This window comes from Kitasatospora sp. NPDC087315, assembly GCF_044744345.1.
Classification (GTDB): Bacteria; Actinomycetota; Actinomycetes; order Streptomycetales; family Streptomycetaceae; genus Kitasatospora.
This window is the reverse complement of record NZ_JBIUYD010000015.1, coordinates 1-15,501: the sequence shown is the minus strand read 5'-3', so window position 1 is coordinate 15,501 and position 15,501 is coordinate 1. Positions and strand designations below refer to the sequence as shown.

The window sequence follows — 15,501 nt, the reverse complement described above, 5'->3', positions numbered from 1 at the left end:
TGCTGCCACGGCGGGCGGTGCCGGTCGAGGGGGCCTGGTGGCCGGTCCTGCGGAGCTTCGCCGGGACCGGGCCCCGGTCCTGCGAAGCTCCGCAGGACCGGGCCCTACCGCTCCCAGGGCCAGCCGGCCGACTCCCCGGCCTCCAGCAGCGGGATGAGCCGGAACGCGGCGTCGCCGAGCCCGCCGAAGGTGTGCCGGTTCGCCGAGCCGCTCGGGCCGTGGCCGGGGGCGTAGCCGGCCAGGTTCCAGGTGTAGACGGGCACGTGGGCCGGGACGGCGGTCAGCGGGTCGCCGCCCCGGTGGCCCGGGTCGGTCTGCTCGTCGGTGATGACCACGACCCGGTCGTGGCCCCGGTAGTGGGCGCGGACGGCTTCGGCGGTGGCGGTGCCGCCGAGGTCGCCGAAGCGCTCCAGCACCCGCAGCACGGCCTCACCGGGCCGCACCTCGACGACCCGGCTGGTGGTGCCGAACTCGACCAGGTCGGCCGCGGCGGCCCGGACCTTCAGCGCGGTGCCGAAGATCGCCGCCGAGTCGGCCCGGTTGAGCAGGGTCTGCTGGCTGGGCCGGTCGAACATCGAGCCCGAACGGTCCACCAGGATCAGCGTCCGGCCGGCCAGCGCGGGCACGTTGGCGAGCGAGTGGGAGAGCGCCGTCTCCAGCGCGTGGCCCCACCGCAGCGACGGCGCGTGCCGGTACGCGGCGAGATAGCGGAACGGGAACTGCCGGGAGCGGTGCACCTCGCCCTGGTCGCCGATCCGCCGCGCGACCTGCTCGGCGGCCTCGTCCGAGACCCCGGCCCGGTCGAAGTTGCGCAGGTTGCGGACCAGCGCCATCGAGCCCATCGAGGGGATGACCGCCTCCCAGACGGCCGCGTCCATCGGGCCCTGCAGCCACCCGGCCAGCGCCTCCCAGGTCAGCCCGGCCGCGGCCAGCCGCTCGGCGCCGCCCTCGGCCGTCACCGCTGCCCGCCGCTCGGCGACGGGCAGCGCGAGCAGCTCGCGGTTGGCCGTCAGCAGCCGGTCGGAGGAGGGCGGAACGGCCTCGTCCGGCCGGTGCCGGCGGTCCAGGGCGTAGGCGAACAGCCCGCCCTGCCACGGCTTGGCCGGGTCGGGCGCGGGGTGGGTCAGTTCCAGTACGTCGCCGAAGCGGTAACCCTTGGCCGCGGTGTCGTACTTGAGCAGCGCCCGGCCGTCGTAGAGCCGGCGCACGGCGTCCGCGACCCCGCGCTTGAGCGGCTTGGGCAGCGCGCGGCCGTAGCGGGAGGTCCAGTAGGCGAGCAGCTCGCCGGGCTCGTCCGCGCGCTGGAGCACCGCGTCGACGGCCTGCCGGGAGAAGCCGTGCGCCCCGGCGTCCAGCCGGGCCCGGGTGAACTCGGCGGCGCCGACCAGCGCGGCCGTCCGCAGCCGCGCCTCGTGGCGCAGCCAGCGCAGCAGGCCGAGGGTCCACTCCGGGTCGCTCACGGCAAGCTCGCGTACCAGCGCGGTGTAGCGGTCGTCGCGGGTGCCACCGTGCTCGTAGAAGGTGTCCTGCCCCACCAGGTTGGCGACGGCCAGCAGGAAGAGCTCGGACTTCCGGTCCCGGACGTGGCCGGTGCCGCCGTTGTGGTTGGCCGTGCGCCGGCCGGTGGTGGTCACGGGCGAACTCGGACCCGGCTTGGTCGTGCGGACGTTGAAACGCGACATGGTGGGCCCCCTGGTGGCTGGTGGAACGCGCGGGAGGCAGGGCGAAGAAGGGGTGCCCGAGATCGTGCCGGCCGGACGGCCGACATCGGTGGGGGTTTATGCCTTGTGCTCTGTCCGATTGAGCTAGCGGTCGTGCTCGCGCACGGCCCGCCCGGGACTCGAACCCGGAACCGCAAGATCCGGAAGTAACCCCCGCCTGCGCACCGGGCACCCCGGCGCCGTGCCTCCCGAGATCAGGATGGCGGCGGTGTTGTTGGTCGCTTCTACGTGCCCCGCTGGGGGCACTCCACGGAGTAACCGCTGCCGACGCACCGGGAGGTGCGGAAATCTGTTCAGATATGGGTGTTCACGTATGGGTGTCCAGAGATCGAAGGCGGCTGAGGTACACAGCCGCTCTACCGACTGAGCTACACCGGCCCGGAGCCGGTGACGGGACTCGAACCCGCGACCCGCCCATTGACAGTGGAAGTAACCTCTGCCTGCGCACCTGGACGAGAGAGACCATAGCCAGGCCTCTCCCGTCGGTGCATCCGAATTACCGTCAGGCGCCCGCGTCCCGGCCCCGCGTCCCGGCCCCGCGTTCGGGCTTCACAGCCCGGCCGGCCGGACGTCACGCCGGGGCGACCAGGATCGAGCGGGCCCGTTCGGTCAACTCCCGTACCCGGCGTTCACCCTGGAAGGGTTCGAGGCGGCGGAGCATCTCGACCACGTACTCGCGGCTGCGCTGGGAGGAGATCCGGCCGGCCACCTCGACGGCGCGCTCGCCGGCGGCGACCGCGGCGTCCAGGTTGCCGGCCTCGGCCTCCGCCATGGCGGAGACCACCAGCCGCAGGCCGTGTGATCGGACGAAGCCCTCGGTGGGCCTGGCCAGCGCCTCCCGGGTGAACTGGCGGACCTTGGAAGGCACTCCGAGGTCGCGGAAGCACTCGGCGGCGTCGGCGGCGAGCCGGTCGTAGGCGTAGAAGTCGATCCACGCCGGATCGGGATCCCCGGCGCGAGCCCGTTCGAGTGCGCTCTCCGCCGCGCCGAGCGCCGTCGCACACGCCGCCGCGTTGCGGGCCTTGGCCTGGGCCCGCGCCTCCACCAGGTGGAAGAAGCTCATGGTGCGGGTGGTGGCCAGCCCCCGGTTCCGCTCCAGGGCGGCCTGTGCGAGGTCCACCGCCTCCTCGGCGAAGCCGCGGTAGCCGGCCTGCAGGCTCATCGAGGCCAGCACATAGCCGCCGAGCGGGACGTCGGCGGCGGCGCGGGCGAGCCGCAGCGCCTGGATGTAGTAGCGCTGGGCCGCCTCGTGCTGGCCGGTGTCGAACGCCATCCACCCGGCCAGCCTGGTCAGTTCGGCCGTCGCGCCGAACAGTGCCCGGCCGACCGTGTCGCTGTAGGAGGCCAGCAGCAGCGGCGCCGCCTCCACCCGCAGGCACTCCGGCACCATCGAGGAACGCCAGTCCCCGCCACCGTACTTGGAGTCCCAGCGGCGGGCCTCCTGGGCGGCCTCGCGGAGCTTGGCGGCGTCCGAGTGGCCGACCCGGTACGAGCCCGGCTCGGCGGGCGCGCGCGGCGCCTCACGGGCCACCGAGCCGTCCGCCGGGGTGATCAGCCAGCGTGAGACGGGCGTCGCGTAGGCCGCCACCGAGAAGGTGCCGGCCAGGCTGTCGCTCCAGCGGCCGCCACCCGGGCCGCGCCGCAGGTCGAGGTCGACCCGCCAGAGGTCGGTGGCGGAGCGGACGGCCTCGGAGACCTCGCGCGGAAAGGCCAGGCCGAGTTCGGGCGCCGGGTCGGTGTCACCGAGGCCGATCTCCTCCAGCGGCACCGGTCGGCCGAGCTTGCCGCCGATCGCGGTGGCGATCAGATGCGGGACCGGGCCCTGCGGGACCATGCCCTTGCTGACCCAGCGGGCCACCGAGGTCTTGTCGTAGCGGAGCGTCAACCCGCGCTGTGCGCCGAGGTCGTTGACCCTTCGGGCCAGCCCGGCGTTGCTGATCTGGGCGAGGGTCAGGAGCGTGCCGAGCCGTTCGTTCGGTCCTCGTGGGCTGACGGTCATGGTGGCGGCGGCACCTCCTGCGGCCTTGTGCGCGGGGCCCGGGCGGCACCGGGCCGTAGCTGCTGTACCTAGAGTAGTCGGACGCGTTCCGACGGTTAAGAGGCCGCATTCCGGATGGCGGGATCGCGCACCCGCCGGTGGTCGGCGCGCGCCGCGGCGGAGTTGGTCCGGACCGCCCGCCGGTGGCCGGACCGGTGCGGGTCGGCCGCGCGCCGGAGCGTTGTGCTCCGGTCCCGTGTCCATGTGCGCCCGGCCGTGCCCCCTGGCCCGACCGGCTGGTCGGCGATTCGCTGGTGGTCGTGGGTCGGCCCGTCGTCGAGGACCCGGCGGGCCGGGGGATGCCGCCGCCTCAATCCCCGCGGGTGGTGGCGAAGTCCGGGAGGGCATGCGGATGCCCTCCCGGACCGGGCGATGCCTTTCAGCCATTTCGCGATGGGCATGACAAGAGTTGTCGCCCCGGCGGTCCGGGCCGAGGAGGGGGAGGCCCGGCCCGCCCTCCGGGTACCCGCCGAGGACGCTCCCCGGGCCGGTGGGCCGGGCCGGGCGCGGCGGACCGGAAACCAGAACTCCGGTCGCCGGGCGTCCGACCGGTGGCACCATGTCTCCTGACGGTGCGCCGGATCGCGGTGGGCAGCCGCCGCAGCGTGCCACGGGCCGGCGGGAGGCGGCCCGGTGGCGGGTGCGCCACGCGGTGCAGGTCCTCGTCCGGTGGAGGCGCGATGCGGTGGCTGACGGGCTGGAGCACGGGCGTGCCCCGGGCGGGCACACCGGCGCACGAAGCACTCGCCCTGGTGACACCGATCGCCGCGCGCCCCCTCTGGACCGGCCCCAACCCGCTCTGGGCGGTCGGTGACTGGCGGCCCGAGGAGATCCGCCTGGTCACGCTCCGCCCCGGTGCCCCGGCGATCGTCACCACCGGCTCCGGCGGGCCCGATCCGGCCGACGACACCCCCGCCACCATCCGGCTCGCCGTCCTCGGCCACTGCGGCGCCTCCGACGCCGAACTCGCCGCCGGCCTCGCCGCCGCCCGCGGCGGCGCCGTCCGCCACCTCACCGCCTGGCCCGGCAGCCACACCGTCGTGCTGCGCAGCGGCACCCGCTCCACCGTGCTGCTCACCGACCTGGCCGGGGCCCGGCCCGTCTTCCACACCCCCTGGTGCGGCGGCACCGCGTACGCCACCGCCGCCCTCCCGCTCGCCGACCTGATCGGCGCACCCCTCGACACCGGCCACCTCGCCGCCCGGCTCGCCTGCCCCGAGTCGCCGGAGGCGCTCGGCACCGGGACGCCCTACCTCGGGGTGCAGCGCGTCCCGCCCGGCCACGCGCTGGCGGTCCGCGGCGGCCGTCCCTACCTCGCCGCCTACGACGAGCCCGGGGGCGGCCCGCCGCCGCGCGGCGAGGCGCCGGCCGTCCGCGAACTCACCAGGGCCCTGCTGGAATCCGTCCGCTCCCGGGTCCGTACCACCGGGCCCGGCCCCGACGACGCCGGACGGGCCCGGCTGGGCGTCGACCTCTCGTACGGGACGGCCTCCGCGACCGTGGCCCTGCTCGCCGCCGCCGTCCCGCTCGCCCCCGCCGCCCCGGGTGGCGGTGAACGCCTGCCGGCCGTGCGCGGGGGCGCCAGGACCGGCGCCGTGAAGGGCTCCTGGGCCCGCCCGGCGGTCCGGGAACAGCCGGGGCCGGAGCGGTTGGCCGCCGTCACCCTCGACGAGACCGACGGCCCGGTCACCCTCGCACTCGCCCCCGACACCCCCCGGCTGCGGCACACCGTGCTCGCCCCCGGCCCCGGCACCCTTCCGTACGCCGGCCCGGGCGCCGACCCGCGGGCCGGCCGGCTCACCGACGAGCCCGGTCCCGAACTGGTCGCCGCCGCCCGCGCCGAGGCCCGCTTCGACGCCGGCGGCACCGACCACCTGACCGGCTACGGCGCCCGCCAGGTCCTGGACGGGCACCCCGCCCGGCTCGCCGACCTGATCCGGGCCGGCCGCCCGCGCGAACTGCTGCCCCCGGTCGCCGCGCTGGCCGGTGCCGACCGGGCGGCGGTGGGCGTGCTGGCGGGCGCGCTGCGCACCCCGCTCACCGTGGTCCGCGCCGCCCACCGGCTCTCCCGGATCCGCTACGCCGACGCGCTCGACGACGCGGCGGTCAGGCTGACGGTCCGGCACATCGAGGACGAGCGCGGCACGGCGGGCGCCCGCTCCGCCGGCGACCTGGCCTGGTGCGTCCCCGGCCCGGCGGCCCGCTGGCTCTCGGACGAGGCGCTCTCCGCCGTCGCCCTGCGGCTGCGCCTGGCGGCGCGCGAACCGGCGCCCGCCGAGAACCCGGGCGCGCGTCGGGCCAGGCACGCGCTCCACCGGCATGCGCGCTCCTTCCGCACGCTGGTCCACGCCGCCGAGCAGCCCGGCCAGCGGCTGCACGCGCCGTTCCTGGACAACCAGGTGGTCCGCGCGGCCCGGCTGCTGCCCGACGACGTCCGGCTCCAGCCCGGCGCCCGGCACGCCCTGCTGCACGCCGTCCTCACCGGTGTCGGCCGCACCGACCTCCCGCCGGACTGGGGCCGCGGCCCCCGCCCCGACCGCGCCGCCCCCGCCCGGGCCGGACTGCGGCTCGCCGCCGACGGGCTCGCCGAACTCTTCGACGCCCCGCTGCTCGCGGAGGCCGGCCTGATCGACCTCCCCGCCGTCCGGGCCGGCCTGGCCGGCTCCGCCGACCCGTCCGCCGTCCTGCCGCCCGGCACCCTGGAGGGCCTCGCCGACCTGGTCTCCACCGAGCTGTGGCTGCGCCGCGTCCGCGCCCGCCGCCACGGCGCCTGCTGGACCGGCCTGCCGCTCGCCGAACGCACGGCCCTGACGGCGGCGCGCTTCGCCTGAGCCCGCGGGGCCCGAGGCCGTTGGAGTGTCCGGCGCGGCTCGCCGGTGCGGGTGGGCCGGCGGGCGATCATGGCGAGCGTCCCGTCCCGTACCCCCGCCCCGAGGAGGCCGTGGTGACCAGCGCCAGCCCGGATCCGTCCGTCCCCGTTGTGCTGTCGGTGCTCGGACGCCCGCCGTCCGGCCGTCCACCCGGGGTGCTGGCCGCCTGCGACGGCTCGGACGGTTCGCTCTGGGCGCTGGACCGGGCGATGACCGAGGCCGAACTGTTCGGTCTGCCGCTGTACGTGCTCGCCGTGGTCAACCCGGCCCCGGCCGGTTATCCGCCCGGCATGGCCGAACTGGTGCAGGAGAGCGTCGAGACGCTGGTCGAGAGCATGGCGGACGGCCTGCGGCGCTCGGTGGCCGCCGTTCAGCGGGCCCGCCGCCGCCCGTACGCGGGGGAGCTGTCGCTGCACGTGGTGCTCGGCAACGTGATCGAGGTGCTGCTGGCCGCCTCGGCCCGGCAGCACACGCTGGTGGTCGGCACCCGGGGCAACGGCGGCTTCACCCGGCTGCTGCTGGGCTCGGTGAGCTCGGCGGCCGTCCACCACTCGGCCTGCCCGGTCCTGGTCGTCCCCGCGCCCCCGGACCACTGAGCCGCCCGGCCGCCGAGCTTCCGGACGGCGGGGCGGTGCGCCGGGCGGGTGCCGGGAATGTACCGAGATGGTTCATCGTTCACCTATCTCGACACGCATCCTCCCCACCCCCTGGAGAACCCCCGTCATGAAGGTCGAGATCTACTCCGACATCGCCTGCCCCTGGTGCTACATCGGCAAGCGCCGCTTCGAGGAGGCTCTGGAGGGCTTCGCGGGCAAGGAGAACGTCGAGGTGGTCTACCGGCCGTACCAGCTGGTGCCGGACGCGCCGGCGACGGCGAGCCCGCACCGCGCGTGGCTGGCCGAGCGCTACGGGCCGCAGTCGGTCGCGATGGACGCCCGGGTGGCCGAGCTCGGCCGCGCCGAGGGCATCACGTACGACTTCGACGCCGCGCTGCACGCCAACACCTTCCTCGGCCACCGGCTGCTGCACCTGGCCGAGACCGAGTACGGCGTGGCGGTCCAGGGGCGGCTGAAGGAGGCGCTGCTCAAGGCGCACTTCACCGACGGCGTGGACGTCGGCGACCGCGAGGCGCTCACCGAGGTGGCCGCGGCCGTCGGCCTGGACCGCGAGCGGGTGGCGGCGTACCTGGCGGGCGACGAGGGCACCGCCGAGGTCCGCGCGCAGCTGGCCGAGGCCCGCGAGCTGGGCATCAACGCCGTGCCGACCTTCGTCTTCGAGGGCAAGTGGGCCGTCCAGGGCGGCCAGGAGGCCGAGACCTTCCGCAAGGTGCTGGAGGAGGTCGCCACCGAGATCGGCGAGCGCCGCCCCGCACCGGTGCAGGTCGCCCCGGCCGGCGAGACCTGCGCGGACGGCTCCTGCGCGATCTGACCGGTCCGCCCGTCCGTTCGGGCCGGCAGCCCGGCCCGGCCGCTCCGACCAGCCCCCCCGAGGCCCGCTTCAGTCGCACCTGAAGCGGGCCTCGGCCCAGTCGGCCACGTTCAGCGTCGACCAGACCCCGTGCACCGGCGTGACCACCAGCCGGACCGACGTCTGCCCGGTCAGCGGCACGTGCACGGGCACCGCCGCGTCGCCCGTGCCCATCACGGGCGACGTCCACAGCGTGCGGCCGTCGCCGCCCTGCACGGAGAAGACCACGCCGCCGGGTGAGACCGTCAGATCGTCCACCCCGGCCACCGCGTCGAAGGACGTGCAACCGCGGTTGAGGTCGATCAGCGTGGTGGCGGGCGCGTGCACGGTGATGCCGTGCGCGTGGTGCTCCCCGCCGATCGAGACCCCGGCCCGCTGCCAGAACCAGTCGCTGCCCTTCTGCCGGATGCTCGGGACCGGCGGCGGCACCCGGTTGTTGCCGGGCTTCAGAACCGGCAGGGAGTCGGCCCAGAAATCGGAGGGCTTCGGCGGCACGGTCGGGCTGACCGTCGGGGTCGGCACCGTCGGGACGGTCGGTAGTGGCGGGACGGTGGGCATCGGTACGACCGGCACCTCGGGGGTGGGGATCGACGGTACGACCGGGGTCGGCACGACCGGCACCGGTGGCCTGGGCACCGAAGGCTTCGGCGCGGTCGTGACCGGGGACGCCGGCGGCTTCGACGTGGCCGGTTGGCCGGCCGCGGGCACGGGCGCGCCCTGCGGCTGAGGGGACGGCGACCCGGCCGGGGACGGTGGCGTGGCGGCCGGGCTCGTGGCCGGCTCCGGTGCCGACGTCGGTTCGACGCCGACCGGAGCCGGGCCCGGTGCGGGCGGTACCGGTGCCAGGGACGGCGCGGGCACGGCCGGGGAGGAGACCGGGGGAGCGGCCACCGGGGGCTTCGGCTCCGGGGAGCCGGTCAGCGCGTACGCGGCGACGGCGGCGGCGGCCACCGCGACCGCGGCGGCGATGCCGGCCTTGGCCGCCGAGCCCAGGCCCTCGCCCGCGGCCGCGCCGGCCCCGGCACCGGTACCGCCCGAGGCCGCACCCGCGCCGCCCGCCGCCGCACCGCCCGAGGCGACGGCCGCCGTTCCGGCCGCCGCACCACCGACCGCCGCCGCACCGCCCACGGCCGCCGCGGCGGCGCTGAAGCCGCCCACGCCGACCCAGACCAGCACGCCGCCGGGCAGCAGCGCCCGCAGCCCGTGGTTGATCTCGGACAGCTCCAGGCAGGCGGCCGTGCAGCGGTCGCACTCCCTGAGGTGCCGGCCGACCTCCGCCGAGGCGCGCTTGCGCAGTGACCCGCGCGCGTACGCGCCGAGCCGGTTGGCGTACGTCTCGCAGGCCCGCTCCTGGCTGCCCGACACATGCGCCTGCAGGAAACCGGCGGCCAGCCGGTCGCGGGCCCGGTGCGCCTGGACGGCGGTGGCGTTGGCGGTCTTGCCGAGCATCACCGCGACGGTCTTCGGGGACTCCCGCTCGACCTCGGTGTGCCAGAGCACCATCCGGTCGTCCTCGGGCAGTTCGGCGTACGCCTGCATCACCATGCGCTGGTCGGCCAGCGCCATCGCCCAGGCGTCCGCGCCAGGATCGGCCAGGTCTAGGTCCACGGTGGCGGCCGAGGTCTGCGCGAACACACTGAAGTCGTCGACCAGTTGCTCGCGCCGCTCGCTGCGGGTCCAGGCGGCGGCGACATTGCGTACGGCGGTCAGCAGATACGCGCGGACGGCGAACTCCGGCCCCTTGCCGGCCCGCAGCGCCTGCAGCGTGCGGGCGAACACCTCGCCCGCCAGGTCCTCGGCGGTGAAGCTGTCCCGGCAGCAGGTCCGCGCGTAGCGGCGCACCGAGTCGGCATGCCGGCGGTAGATCTCCTCGTACGCGGTGTCGTCGCCGGCCCGCACCCGGGCGGTCAACTCGGCGTCGGAGGGCGGGCGCTCGCCGTCCACCGGGTCGGCGGGGGCGGGCACGGTCGGGCGGGCCGGCCGGCCGGTGCCGACGAAGGCCTCCGGGGCGACGCCGCCCTGGCCGGCCGGGGCCTGGCCCGGCACCCGGTTGGACGGCAGCGCGGCGGCGGAGAACGACTCGCGGCTGGGCATCCCGGCCTGGTCCGGCACCTGCCCGGACCCCAGCCCCGGGCCCGGAGCCGGTCCAGGCGCGGGGGAGCCCGCGGCCGGACCCCCGGACCGGCCCTCAGGCCCGCCCGCGTCGGCCCGGCCGAAGTCGAGGCCGTAGCCGTAGTCGTTCTGTTCCTCGGCGCTCACAACGGACCCCAGATTCCACGACAGCCCCCGTAGTGTGGCAGGGCGTGCGGGAGTGCGTGGGCGCACGGTTCCCCGCTGCACGGCGCCGAGAGCGCTCGAACGGCGCGCATCGGGACATTGGCTCCAACCACGGGCAAAGGATGGCATAGCGCAGAGGCGGGCGGTAGCCGGACCGGCCGCGACCCACTCTTCCGAGGAGCCGTCGCGGATCTGTTCGGCCCGGGTGAGACGCCCGCCGCGATATCGGCCGTACCCGGCGCGCGACCGCTCCGAGCGCGCCGGGAAGCCGTCAACTCCCAGGTATGCCAAGGGTGGAGAGCGCCACCCGGGAACGCCGCTCAGCGCACCCGCAGGCCGTCCAGCAGAATCTGCAGCAGCCGGTCGGAGGGCCCGTCAGCGGGTTGACCGTCCGCCTGCCCGCCTTCCGCCGCCGACGGCCCGCCGGTCGCCGGGACCGGGGCCACCGCCGAGGCCGGAGCCGGAGCCGGCGGGGTGCGCGCGGCGTGCACCGGCACCGAGGCGGTCAGCACCAGCACCACGTCCGCGACCGTCACTCCCGGCCGCAGCTCACCGGCCGCGCCCGCCCGCGCCACCAGGGCGGCGAGGAGTTGCAGCAGCAGCCGCGGGTCCGCGTCGGCGGCCGTCGACGCCGGGTCGCCGACGGCACCCGGCTGCGGCTCGGCGCCCAGCGACTCGTACCGGACGCCGCCGGGAACGGCGCCCGGTACGGCCGGATCGACCGCGCGCTGCCCGGGCACTCTTCCCAGGTCCTCCGCGTACCGGAACGCCTCCGGCGGAAGCAGCCGCCCGGCACCCGTACTCACCGCCCGCGCCAGATAGCCGGCCAACGCCTCCCAGGCCCCGCCGCCGCCGTACAGCGACTCGCGGGCCTGCGCCGTCAGCCAGGCGACCTCCTCGGCGGCGATCCGCTGGACCAGCACCTCCTTGCTCGGGAAGCGCCGGTACACCGTGCCCACCCCGACCCCGGCCCGGCGCGCGACCTCCTCCATCGGCGCGCCGTAGCCGAACTCGCCGAACACCTCACGGGCCGCGCGCAGCACGCTCTCCAGGTTCCGGCGGGCATCCACCCGCAGCCGGGCCCCCGGCGCCGGCCCGCCGCCCTGTGGCGGCTCGGCCCGGTACGGCATGCCGGGGTACGGCATGCCGTGCTGCGGTGGCAGATCCGCGGGGCCGCGCTGCTCCGGCACCACGCCCTGGCCTGCGTGCGACCCACCCGCTCGCCCCAACAGTCGCTCCTGCTCCATCATCCCAACTCTCCCCCGCAGGCGTCCGATGCCGGACCCTGTCGGCGCCCGCCCCTGCACCCCCCGGTGCAGCTCCGTCTGTAAGAAATGACCCGATGACCCATCGCTCGTGCCGCTCGTGCCGTCCAGGTGACGCATGACCACTCACGCATGACGACGCCGACTCCACCACGGCTGGTGCAGCCGGGCCGGGTTGCGCGTCCGGCTCGGCGCGTCGGCACCTCCGCGGGGCTTCGTCCGGGAACTACCCTTCCCCGGATGACTGTCCCGCAGTCGGGTTCTCGCGCCAACACTAGAACTGGCCGTAGTGGCCGCTCCACGGTGCGTCGCCGCCAGTTGTCATGGCGATGGCCGCCCCGAGACACAATCCGACCATAGTTCACGGCAGTTCGCGGCCGAAAGTACGTCAGAAAGTCACCCCGACAGCACATTCGGTCCCAGGAGCCGCTCTCCGCCCCGTCCGCCCCGGCACGGACTGTGGACAAGAGGGCCCCCGGCGGTCCTTCATTGAGGGCGTAGTCCGGGCAGAGCCACATCGGCAGGGGGCGCACCATCAGAATTCTGATCGTCGGCGGCGGCTGCGCCGGGATGTCCGCCGCGTTGCACCTTCAGCGCGGCCTGGGTGAGCGGCTCCGCCGGGGCGAGGCGGAGATCACCGTGGTCGAACCGCAGCCCTATCTGACCTACCACCCGCTGCTCGCCGAGGTCGCGGCCGGCTCGATCGACCCCCGGCACGTGGTGGTCCCGCTCCGCCGGACCCTGCCCGACTGCCGGGTGCTCACCGCCCGGATCACCCGGATCGAGCACGCCACCCGCCGGGCCTGGGCCGACCCCGCCGCCCGCGGCGAACCGCCCGCGCCGGTCGAACTCGACTACGACATCCTGGTGGTGGCCCCCGGCTCGGTCTCCCGGACGGCGGCCGTCCCCGGCCTGGCCGAGTACGGGCTCGGGTTCTCCACCGTCGGGGAGGCGGTGGGTCTGCGCAACCACATCCTGGAACAGCTCGACCTCGCCTCCGCCACCCGGGACCCGGCCCTGCGCCAGGCCGCGCTCACCTTCGTCTTCGTCGGCGGCGGCTACGCGGGCGTCGGCGCGCTCGCCGAACTGGAGGACATGGCCCGGTACGCCGTCCGCGGCTACCACAACATCAGCCCCGAGGACCTGCGCTGGGTCCTGGTCGAGGCCACCGACCGGATCCTGGCCGAGGAGTCGCCCGAGCTCGCCGCGCACACCCTGGCCCAGTTGCGCGAGCGCAGCGTCGACGTCCGGCTGCGCACCACCCTGGAGTCCGCCGCGGGCCGGGTGACGGCGCTCTCGGACGGCAGCCGCTTCGCCGCCCGCACCCTGGTCTGGACGGCCGGGGTGCGCCCGGCCCCGCTGCTGCGCGACACCGACCTGCCGCTGGACACCACCGGCCGGATCCGCTGTCTGCCCACCCTGCAGGCGATCGGTCCGGACGGGCGGGCGCTGCCCGGGGTCTGGGCGGCCGGGGACTGTGCCGCCGTGCCCGACCCGTGGGGGGACGGCGCGCCCTGCGCGCCCAACGCCCAGCACGCCTTCGCCCAGGCCGAGCAGCTCGCCGCCAATGTGCTGGTCTCGCTGGAGGGCGGCCCCCGCGCGGCCGGGATCGCCGAGTACCGGCCGGACCGTGCCGCCTGTTCGACCTCGCTCGGCATCGGCCGGGCCGTGGCCCACAGCCGGCGCGGCGGGCGGCTCACGGGCCGGCGCGCCTGGTGGCTGCACCGGGCGCGGCACCTGCGCCGGCTGCCGAGCGCCGACCGGCGGGTGCGGGTGCTGATGGACTGGGTGCTGGGCGGGCTGTTCTCCCGCGAGGTGGTGTCGCTGGGGACGCTGGAGCATCCGCGGTCGGAGTTCGAGGCGGGCTTCGGCCCGGGGGCGGGCCCCGGGCCGCGCCCTCGTTCCGGTCCGGGTTCCCGTCCCGGCACCGGAGCGGATCCGGAGCCGGGGCCCGGGCTCGCGGACGAGCGGCCGGCCTGAAGGGGGGCTCCGGAGAACCTGCCGTGACCGATCCGACGGCCGTGCCGGGCGCGCGTGACTTCCGGAATCGGGCCTCCGCCTGACAGGATCTGCCCAACCGAGTCATTACCCCGTGTGCTGCTACGCACACAAAAAGTGATGATATGCCTGAAACCCGAGGAAACGGCCGTCGTTTGAACCTCATGCGCTGGAGCGCGCGGCTCACCGGAGTCCCTTGGCGTGCCGCCCTGCCGACCGGGGCCGACACCCACCAGGGCGCGGCGTCCGGCGACGGCGTCGTGGTCCCCAGCCCCCGCGACCCGACGAGCCCGCTCTGCCCGCAGCGGCCTCAGGACCTGCGCGAGGTGCTGAACCACATCCCCGCGCCGGTCGCCGTCACGTACGGCCCGCTGCACCAGCTCGGCTATGCCAACCGCGCCTACCGGGAGCTCTTCGGCGACCGGCCGACCGGCCTGCCCGCCTGCGACGCCCTGCCCGAACTCGGCGCCATGGGCGTCCTGCCGCTGATGGACCAGGTCATCCGCGGCGGCCGGCCGCGCAGCGTCAAGGCCCGCTGCATCCTCGGCCTCACCGGCAACCGCTACTACAACGTCTCCTGCGTCCCGCTCGGCCGGGACGAGAACGGCCACGACGCGGCGGAGCCGGGGGACGGCCAGGACGGGCCGCCCGCCGGCGTCCTCGTCTTCGCCGCCGAGGTCACCGACCAGGTGCTCGCCGCCACCCGGCTGCGGGAGTCCGAACGCCGCCAGCGCGAGGCCGCCGTCACCCTCCAGCGCAGCCTGCTCCCGCAGAAGCTCGACCAGCCCGCCGACCTCCGAGTCGCCGCCACCTACCAGCCGGGCGGGGCCGAGGCCGCGGTCGGCGGGGACTGGTACGACGTCATCGGCATCGGCGGCGGCCGCACGGCACTCGTCATCGGCGACGTGATGGGCCGGGGGCTGCGGGCGGCCGCGGTCATGGGCCAGCTCCGTACCGCCGTGCGCGCCTACGCCCGTCTCGACCTGCCGCCCCACGAGGTGATGCGCCTGCTCGACGGCCTCGCCATGGAGATCGACGCCAACCAGATCGCCACCTGCACCTACGCCGTCTGGGATCCGCGGCCCCGCACCCTCACCTATGCCTCCGCCGGACACCTCCCCATGCTGCTGCGCTCCCCGGACGGCACCGTCCTGCGCAGCGAGGAACAGAACGGCCCGCCCCTGGGCACCGGCGACGGTGTCCACGTCTCGCACACCCTTCGACTGCTGCCCGGCACTACCGGCGTCCTCTATACCGACGGCCTGGTGGAGCGCAGGGACGAGGACATCGACGAGGGCCTGGACCTGCTGGCCCGTACCCTCGCCGGGGCCGCCGGCGCGCCGGCGGTGATCTGCGCCCGTCTGCTGCGGGCCATGGGCGTCACCTCCGAGCACGACGACGACGTCGCCGTCCTCGCCTTCCAGCTGCCGGCCGGGGAGTCCGCCCCCGGGCCGAAACCCGCTCTTGACTCGCCCTCCCGAGAGGTCTAGTGTTCTTCGAGTTGCCCGACAGGGAGCACCGGACACGCATCGGCGCGGACGGTCCCGGGGCGGCCAATCCACGAAACACCACTTCCCGGTTCTGCCGGGTCGCGTCTTCTTTTCGGGTCGCGGCTCGGGGTGAATTCGGCGTGCGCGTTTATATGGATTGTGGCTGGATTCGCTTTTCGGGGCGGGGATCGGCTAGAGTTTGGAACGTCGGACGGGCCGTCAGGTCGCGGAAGACAGCAGCGAGTTGGGTGAGTGAAACTCCGGAAAACGGAGCGGAAAACATCTGATAAGCTGAGAACACGAAAGAACGAAGCGCCCGGAGGGCCCGCTGGAAGGCGGCCTGAAGGAAGTGTCCGTTCCTTGAGAACTCAACAG

Annotated in this window: 9 protein-coding genes and 1 pseudogene; 5 read left to right on the top strand and 5 right to left on the bottom strand. The window is 75.6% G+C overall.

Features of this window, described 5'->3' with window-relative positions; all coding sequences use genetic code 11:
• Positions 1-104 precede the first annotated feature (104 nt).
• The gene (locus ACIO5D_RS21825) at positions 105-1,682 is read right to left on the bottom strand and encodes a TROVE domain-containing protein (protein ID WP_400797117.1); all 1,578 of its coding nucleotides are present in this window, start codon (positions 1,680-1,682) and stop codon (positions 105-107) included.
• Positions 1,683-2,292: 610 nt separating this feature from the next.
• Entirely contained in the window at positions 2,293-3,720 is a 1,428-nt protein-coding gene (locus tag ACIO5D_RS21820; RefSeq protein ID WP_363610952.1) for an MFS transporter, read from the bottom strand.
• A gap of 719 nt (positions 3,721-4,439) precedes the next feature.
• Here ACIO5D_RS21820 and ACIO5D_RS21815 point away from each other — a divergent pair.
• The 3 genes from ACIO5D_RS21815 to ACIO5D_RS21805 all read left to right on the top strand — a co-directional run bounded on the left by ACIO5D_RS21815 (position 4,440) and on the right by ACIO5D_RS21805 (position 8,057).
• Positions 4,440-6,590, top strand: a complete 2,151-nt coding sequence (locus tag ACIO5D_RS21815; protein WP_400797114.1) for an asparagine synthase-related protein — start codon at positions 4,440-4,442, stop codon at positions 6,588-6,590.
• A gap of 113 nt (positions 6,591-6,703) precedes the next feature.
• Complete coding sequence (locus ACIO5D_RS21810; RefSeq protein WP_363610948.1) at positions 6,704-7,225, top strand: universal stress protein; 522 nt, start codon at positions 6,704-6,706, stop codon at positions 7,223-7,225.
• Positions 7,226-7,352: 127 nt separating this feature from the next.
• Complete coding sequence (locus ACIO5D_RS21805; protein WP_400657140.1) at positions 7,353-8,057, top strand: DsbA family oxidoreductase; 705 nt, start codon at positions 7,353-7,355, stop codon at positions 8,055-8,057.
• Between the two features lie 69 nt (positions 8,058-8,126).
• Here the strand turns inward: ACIO5D_RS21805 and ACIO5D_RS21800 are convergent, their stop codons facing one another.
• Both ACIO5D_RS21800 and ACIO5D_RS21795 read right to left on the bottom strand, forming a co-directional pair.
• Complete coding sequence (locus tag ACIO5D_RS21800) at positions 8,127-10,355, bottom strand: sigma-70 family RNA polymerase sigma factor (protein ID WP_400797111.1); 2,229 nt, start codon at positions 10,353-10,355, stop codon at positions 8,127-8,129.
• Positions 10,356-10,693: 338 nt separating this feature from the next.
• On the bottom strand, positions 10,694-11,623 hold the full coding sequence (locus tag ACIO5D_RS21795; protein ID WP_400797109.1) for a TetR/AcrR family transcriptional regulator: 930 nt from the start codon (positions 11,621-11,623) through the stop codon (positions 10,694-10,696).
• 531 nt (positions 11,624-12,154) lie between these two features.
• On the opposite strand from ACIO5D_RS21795, the gene ACIO5D_RS21790 reads away from it, so the two are divergent.
• Both ACIO5D_RS21790 and ACIO5D_RS21785 read left to right on the top strand, forming a co-directional pair.
• Complete coding sequence (locus ACIO5D_RS21790; RefSeq protein WP_363611061.1) at positions 12,155-13,618, top strand: FAD-dependent oxidoreductase; 1,464 nt, start codon at positions 12,155-12,157, stop codon at positions 13,616-13,618.
• A 173-nt stretch (positions 13,619-13,791) separates the two neighbouring features.
• Positions 13,792-15,069, top strand: a pseudogene (locus tag ACIO5D_RS21785) (PP2C family protein-serine/threonine phosphatase); the annotation flags it as partial.
• A gap of 205 nt (positions 15,070-15,274) precedes the next feature.
• On the opposite strand, the gene ACIO5D_RS21780 reads toward ACIO5D_RS21785, so the two are convergent.
• Positions 15,275-15,501 (bottom strand): hypothetical protein (locus tag ACIO5D_RS21780; protein WP_400797106.1); only part of this gene is annotated, 227 nt, incomplete at its 5' end.